Origin of the sequence: Elizabethkingia argenteiflava (assembly GCF_009904105.1) — a bacterium.
Classification (GTDB): Bacteria; Bacteroidota; Bacteroidia; order Flavobacteriales; family Weeksellaceae; genus Elizabethkingia; species Elizabethkingia argenteiflava.
Window position 1 is genome coordinate 1 of record NZ_JAAABJ010000023.1, and the last position, 255, is coordinate 255.

Annotated in this window: 1 protein-coding gene; it reads right to left on the reverse strand. The window is 34.9% G+C overall.

The features are described from left to right. A partial coding sequence (locus tag GNY06_RS00100; RefSeq protein WP_166518290.1) for a transposase occupies positions 1-202 on the reverse strand: 202 nt, incomplete at its 3' end. Positions 203-255: the final 53 nt, after the last annotated feature.

Consider the following 255-nt stretch of genomic DNA (forward strand, 5'->3'; position numbering starts at 1 on the left):
GCTTTAAGCGTCTGTTTTCTGCTTCTAGTTCTTTCACTTTCTTCATTTCACTCGCTTCCATTCCTCCGTACTTTTTGCGCCAGTTATACAGTGTTGCTCTGCTAATGCCATAGCTGCGTACAAGCTCGTCTATACTTCTACCATTATCGAATTCCTTCAAAATACTGGAAATCTGATTCGCACTGAATTGTTTCTTTTTCATAATATATAATCCTAAATTTAAACTTTTTGTCTAAATTATAGTCGTACTATTTA